This window comes from Neisseria sp. P0021.S005 (assembly GCF_051956955.1).
Genome location: NZ_JBQCWY010000204.1, coordinates 1 through 4,902, shown reverse-complemented (window position 1 = coordinate 4,902; position 4,902 = coordinate 1). Strand labels below are relative to the sequence as shown.

The following is a 4,902-nucleotide window of genomic DNA, read 5'->3' as shown; positions in this document are numbered from 1 at the left end:
GTAAGATTGTTCGCGGATGGAAATCATGGTGTTCTCCTTGTTAAATTATTGCTTCATCAGAAATTTTTTGATTGAGGCCGGAGTAAAACTGCTGAACACGCCGCCTGCAACAATGATAACCATGCCGGCGGCTTCCTGCCAAGTGATTTTATCGCCGAAAAGCAGTACGCCGGACAGGGCGGAGAAAACGACAGCCAGGTAGGAAAGCGAGGCAACGGTAAATTTCTTGCCGACCTTATAGGCGCGGGTCATGGCAAGTTGGGCAATCATGGCGGAGATGCCGATGCCGGCCAGATAGGGCAGGGAAGACACGGTCAGCGGATGCCAGCCGGTAAAGCAACTCCAAATGGCAGACATAATCAGGCCGGTAAGCGACAGATAAAACACCACGCGCCAGCCCGGCTCGCCCAAAAGCGAGAGTTCGCGCACCTTCAAATACGCCCAGCCCGACATGGCGCCGCCTGCTAAGCTGACCAGCGCGGCAAATTCCTGTCCGCCTTGAAAAGATGGGTTGAGCAACAGGATAACGCCGATAAAGCCCATAACCAAAATGGCTTGGGTATAAAGCGTAATTCTTTCTTTTAAAATGAAAAATGAAAAGATGGCAAGCCAGATGGAGGACGTGTAGTTGAGTGTGACGCCTGTTGCCAGCGGCAGATGCATGACGGAATAAATCGTGCACATCATAGCAAGCGTGCCGATGACGCTGCGGTTAAGATGGGTTTTCCAATGCGGCGTGGAAAATGTGTTGCCTTGCGCTTTGGCCATGATGCCTAAGAACAGGGTGGAGACCAGCATGCGCCAAAAGACCAGCTCGCCGCTGGAAAAGCCGAATTGCGTTGAGGCGGCTTTGACGGAGAGGTTCATGACGGTAAAGCCGAGCGCGGCAATAACCATCCATGCTGAGCCGAGCGGATCTTTTCTGACGGTTTCCATTTGATGGGTGTGTAAAGCGGTTTTATTAATAAGAAAATATTATACAGGTCAATCAGGCCGTCTGAACAATATCGTTGGGTTTCAGACGGTCTTTTTATTAGAAAATGAGAATTATTATTGAAGAATAAAGTGGATTTTTATAGAATGGAAGCCCTGTTTTAAGAAAGGCTTGTCATGAAAGTTTCCAATATTTCCGCTGTATTGCTGTCTGCTTTGTTTTCCGTTGCCGTTTCTGCCGCGCCTTTGGGGGAGGTTTCTTCCGAAAACGGTAAGATTTTCAGCGGCGAAAATTACATGGTCGTTAAGAAAGACATGAAGAAAGGGGAGCAGATTAAGCCGCACGATCATCCGGGTTTTAAAACGCTGATTTTTGCCGTTGGAAAAGGAAGCTTTGACGTGACGTTGAATCAGACTGAAAAACATACTGTCGGCGCAGGCTCGGTGTTGAGGTTTGGCAGCGATGCAGTGATTGAGGCAATTGCAACCGAAGATGCGGATGTGGCAATTACTTTGATTAAGTAAACCGATAGATGATAAAAGGCCGTCTGAAAAATGATGTTTCAGACGGCCTTGTTTATTCATTCAACTATTGCCATTAAGCGCAAATCAAATAGATGAAGCCGGAGCCGAAGATATCTGCCAAGGCGTGAATCAGGAAAAACGGCAACAGGTTTTTGACTTTGTATTTGTAGAAGAAGTAGTACATCAAGCCGAAAACAACGCCGATAACGGTCGCCCAAAGCATGCCTTGGTAAGTATGGAAGGAGACACGTACCAAGGTTGAATAGGCCAATGCCTGCCATTTGTATTTGTCTTCCACGCAGGTTAAAAGGCCGAGGAAACAGAATTCTTCGTAAAAGCCGTTTAAAAGGCCGTAGAGGATGGCCATCGGCGCAAGGGCGGCGAATTTGTCGAAAATGGATAATGGTTTGATGTATTGGAAGATTTCAGTGGTGAAGTAATTATAGCCGCCGCTTAACGAAGTTACCGCATCGGCGGTCAGACCCATCAGGATAAAAATCACAGGCGTCCAAAACAATACGCCTAAATTAAAGCGAATCGGCAACTGTTTGAAGTCGAAACGGCGGATAATGAGGTAAATCAAAGCAATAGCAAGTAGCGTCAACTGCAGGCTCATGTTTTCAGAATAAGCCACGCCGGTTACCGCAGTATCGCGCACTTCTTCGCTAACAGCGGCCGTTTCCACTTGCGGCATCAGGCTGGCAATATAAAGTTGGGTAGAACGGTAGGCAAATTGACCGAACAGGATAGCGGTAACAATCAGCATGTCAAACCAGCGCAGATGGCGCAAAGGCTCTTTAGGGCGGATAGCGGCGAGTATGCTCATAATTCTCCTCTTTACTCTAATTAAATGGGAATGCGCAATAGTTACATAAACATACAAAAATCGTCAACAATTATCGTAATAAAACATGAATTAAAAATCAGACCGTTTCAGACGGCCTGAAGCGCTTCTAAAATGCCGTATTTTCCGAAGGGTTTATCTTCAAAAATATGGCATAATCACTCTATTGCAAACCAAGGAATCTTAATCGTGAGTATTTCTCTGTCCCAATATCTGCTCTACCTGCAATATATGTTGGCAGGTGTTGCCATGACTGTAGTTTTCGGTGCCGTATATCTGCGGATTACACCTGCCGAAGAATTGCGCCTGATTAAAAACGGCAACCTTGCCTGCGCCTTATCGTTTGGCGGCGCGTTGGTCGGTTTCTGTCTGACGCTTGCCTCAAGCATTGCCCACAGCGTCAGCTTCATCGATTTTATCCTGTGGGGACTTGCCGCAGCAGTGATTCAGATTTTTGTCTATTTCGCTGCCACAATGATGATTAAAGGCGCTACCGCAGAACTTATCGGCAACAATGTCGCCGTAGGTGCGCTGTTTGGCGCAGTGTCCATCTCGATCGGCATTTTGAACGCTGCTTGCTTGACTTGATTTTGATGGTTGGTTGGATAGCAAAAGATGTGCTGATCCTGACTCCTACCTAGAAAAATTATCGGTAGATTTTTTTGACTTATAAGGTCTTATGTCTGATGGTATTGGCGTTATAGTGAAATTCTGAAAGCATCAAAAAATTTAGACGGCCTGTTATATACAAGGCCGTCTGAAACATTTTAACTACTTAAGTTCATCAAATTAGAAAGAGTATTGCAATCTTACGCCCGCTTCGTGGGTGTGGTTTTTAGGTTCTATAGATCCCAATTCATATGAGTCATACTCTTCCGTAACGGTAAGGTTCGATTCTTTAACTTTCCAGCCGCGATAGAATGGAGCGAGGCTGATTTTGGAGCCGTTAGCGAATTTTTTAGATATAGGCACTTCAACCTCGATACCTTGTCCGCCGCCTTGTTTCATTCGGGTTTCTACCTGGTCGGGTTCGTAAGAATATTGGCGGCCTTTCACGGCACGATTGTAGGCAATGCGGGGAGATATCTCAAAGTTTGCAGGAAGGGCGATATTTACTCCGGTATTGATTTGCGCATATGTGGTTCGGTTTTTGCGGTCATAATCATTTGGATCAATGCGGCTACTTAAGTCTCTCAGAACGCGGTGTCCCAAGCCGGCCCCGGCAGCAATGCTAAAGCGATCGTTAATCGGGAGTGTATATTCGTATAAGGCACGGATATCGTATGCGCGGCGTGGTGCATTTTTGAGTGTGGCTGAGCCATAACTTGCTGAATCGTCGATATAATCCTCAGTTATATATTGTACACTTCCTGTGTAATCTGTTTTACCGCGCGAATAACGGCCTTCTAATTTTGCCGCATGGCGATCGTTGAAACGGTATTTTACGCCGGCATTAATAGACCATAAGTTGCCTTTTTGCTGCATTAAGCGACTACCATCTTGTTCGTATTCGCGATAGGTCTCGTTGTAATATTCGCTGCCAACGGTAAATTCAACAGGGCGGGCAGCCTGTGTACTTACGGCAGCAGAGAGTGCTAACACTGCAAAACAGAAATGAGCAGAATTTTTCATATAAATTCCTTTTACTTTATGAAAGCCAATGTGATAATTTGACAATACAGCATGATGAATTTCTAGGATTTGGTAAATATTAACAGGTGTAGTGAACGCTTGGTATGGTGTTTAATGATTTTCTACCTGTATTTGTCTTTTTTATGATATAGCGCAGGTAAAAGCAGAAAAATAGTGTAAAACAGAGTCTGCATGAATTTTAATGATATGTTAATGTTTCTGGGTCGGCTAGTGGGTTGAACACTAAAAATAGATAGAGCAACCCACTCTATTCCCATGCATTAAGACATTTTGAATGTTTATATCATATGACATTCTATTTGTATAAAATAAGCGATATAACCGACCAGGCAAATTGACCTGGCTGCCCATAAGTTATCCCTTCTTCTTCAAATAAGGAACTGCGATGTTCAACTTTATCAAGAAACAGTTTATCGACGTCATTCAATGGCCGAATCCCGACGACAGCCTGCTGATGTGGCGTTTTCCGATTGCCGATGAGGAGATCCAAAACGGTGCGAGCCTGACTGTGCGTGAGGCGCAGATGGCGATGTTTGTCGATGAAGGCGTAACCGCCGACGTGTTTGGTCCGGGGCGTTACACGCTCAATACGCAAACGCTGCCGGTGCTGACCAACTTGAAAAACTGGGACAAGCTTTTTGAATCCCCTTTTAAATCGGATGTTTACTTTTTCAATACCAAACAACAGCTCGCACGAAAATGGGGTACATCTCAACCGATTACCGTACGCGATGCCGAGTTTGGCGCGGTGCAACTGCGTTCGTTCGGTATGTATTCTTACCGCATCAGCGATCCGGCAAAATTCTTTAAAGAAGTCAGCGGTGTGGCGGCGCAATACAGCGGCGTAGACTTGGAAAACCAACTGCGCAATATCGCAGTCACCCAGTTGGCGGCCGCGTTCGGCAGCTCCGGTATCCCATTCTTGGATATGGCGGCGAACCAAGTTT

At 45.8% G+C, this 4,902-nt stretch carries 6 protein-coding genes; 3 read left to right on the top strand and 3 right to left on the bottom strand.

What is annotated here, in order from left to right:
• Positions 1-45 precede the first annotated feature (45 nt).
• Positions 46-936 (bottom strand): DMT family transporter, encoded by an 891-nt coding sequence (locus tag ACTHUE_RS11000; RefSeq protein ID WP_107768875.1) that lies wholly within the window; start codon positions 934-936, stop codon positions 46-48.
• A 174-nt stretch (positions 937-1,110) separates the two neighbouring features.
• Here ACTHUE_RS11000 and ACTHUE_RS10995 point away from each other — a divergent pair, with 174 nt between their 5' ends.
• Positions 1,111-1,458 carry a hypothetical protein gene (locus tag ACTHUE_RS10995; RefSeq protein WP_070461357.1) on the top strand — a complete coding sequence of 116 codons (348 nt, stop codon included), beginning with the start codon at positions 1,111-1,113 and terminating at the stop codon, positions 1,456-1,458.
• A 73-nt stretch (positions 1,459-1,531) separates the two neighbouring features.
• Here ACTHUE_RS10995 and ACTHUE_RS10990 read toward each other — a convergent pair whose 3' ends face one another.
• On the bottom strand, positions 1,532-2,284 hold the full coding sequence (locus tag ACTHUE_RS10990) for a CPBP family glutamic-type intramembrane protease (protein ID WP_107768874.1): 753 nt from the start codon (positions 2,282-2,284) through the stop codon (positions 1,532-1,534).
• Positions 2,285-2,491: 207 nt separating this feature from the next.
• On the opposite strand from ACTHUE_RS10990, the gene ACTHUE_RS10985 reads away from it, so the two are divergent.
• Positions 2,492-2,890, top strand: coding sequence for a DUF350 domain-containing protein (locus ACTHUE_RS10985; RefSeq protein WP_003686124.1), 399 nt, complete (start codon positions 2,492-2,494; stop codon positions 2,888-2,890).
• A 201-nt stretch (positions 2,891-3,091) separates the two neighbouring features.
• On the opposite strand, the gene ACTHUE_RS10980 is transcribed toward ACTHUE_RS10985, so the two are convergent.
• Entirely contained in the window at positions 3,092-3,934 is an 843-nt protein-coding gene (locus ACTHUE_RS10980) for an outer membrane beta-barrel protein (RefSeq protein ID WP_107768873.1), read from the bottom strand.
• 406 nt (positions 3,935-4,340) lie between these two features.
• On the opposite strand from ACTHUE_RS10980, the gene ACTHUE_RS10975 reads away from it, so the two are divergent.
• The coding region (locus ACTHUE_RS10975; protein WP_440402880.1) for an SPFH domain-containing protein at positions 4,341-4,902 on the top strand (562 nt) is incomplete at its 3' end.

Bases quoted from the DNA above. Each gene is read 5' to 3' on its own strand.
- ACTHUE_RS11000 (WP_107768875.1), bottom strand. From the start codon at position 936: ATGGAAACCGTCAGAAAAGATCCGCTCGGCTCAGCATGGATGGTTATT.
- ACTHUE_RS10995 (WP_070461357.1), top strand. From the start codon at position 1,111: ATGAAAGTTTCCAATATTTCCGCTGTATTGCTGTCTGCTTTGTTTTCC.
- ACTHUE_RS10990 (WP_107768874.1), bottom strand. From the start codon at position 2,284: ATGAGCATACTCGCCGCTATCCGCCCTAAAGAGCCTTTGCGCCATCTG.
- ACTHUE_RS10980 (WP_107768873.1), bottom strand. From the start codon at position 3,934: ATGAAAAATTCTGCTCATTTCTGTTTTGCAGTGTTAGCACTCTCTGCT.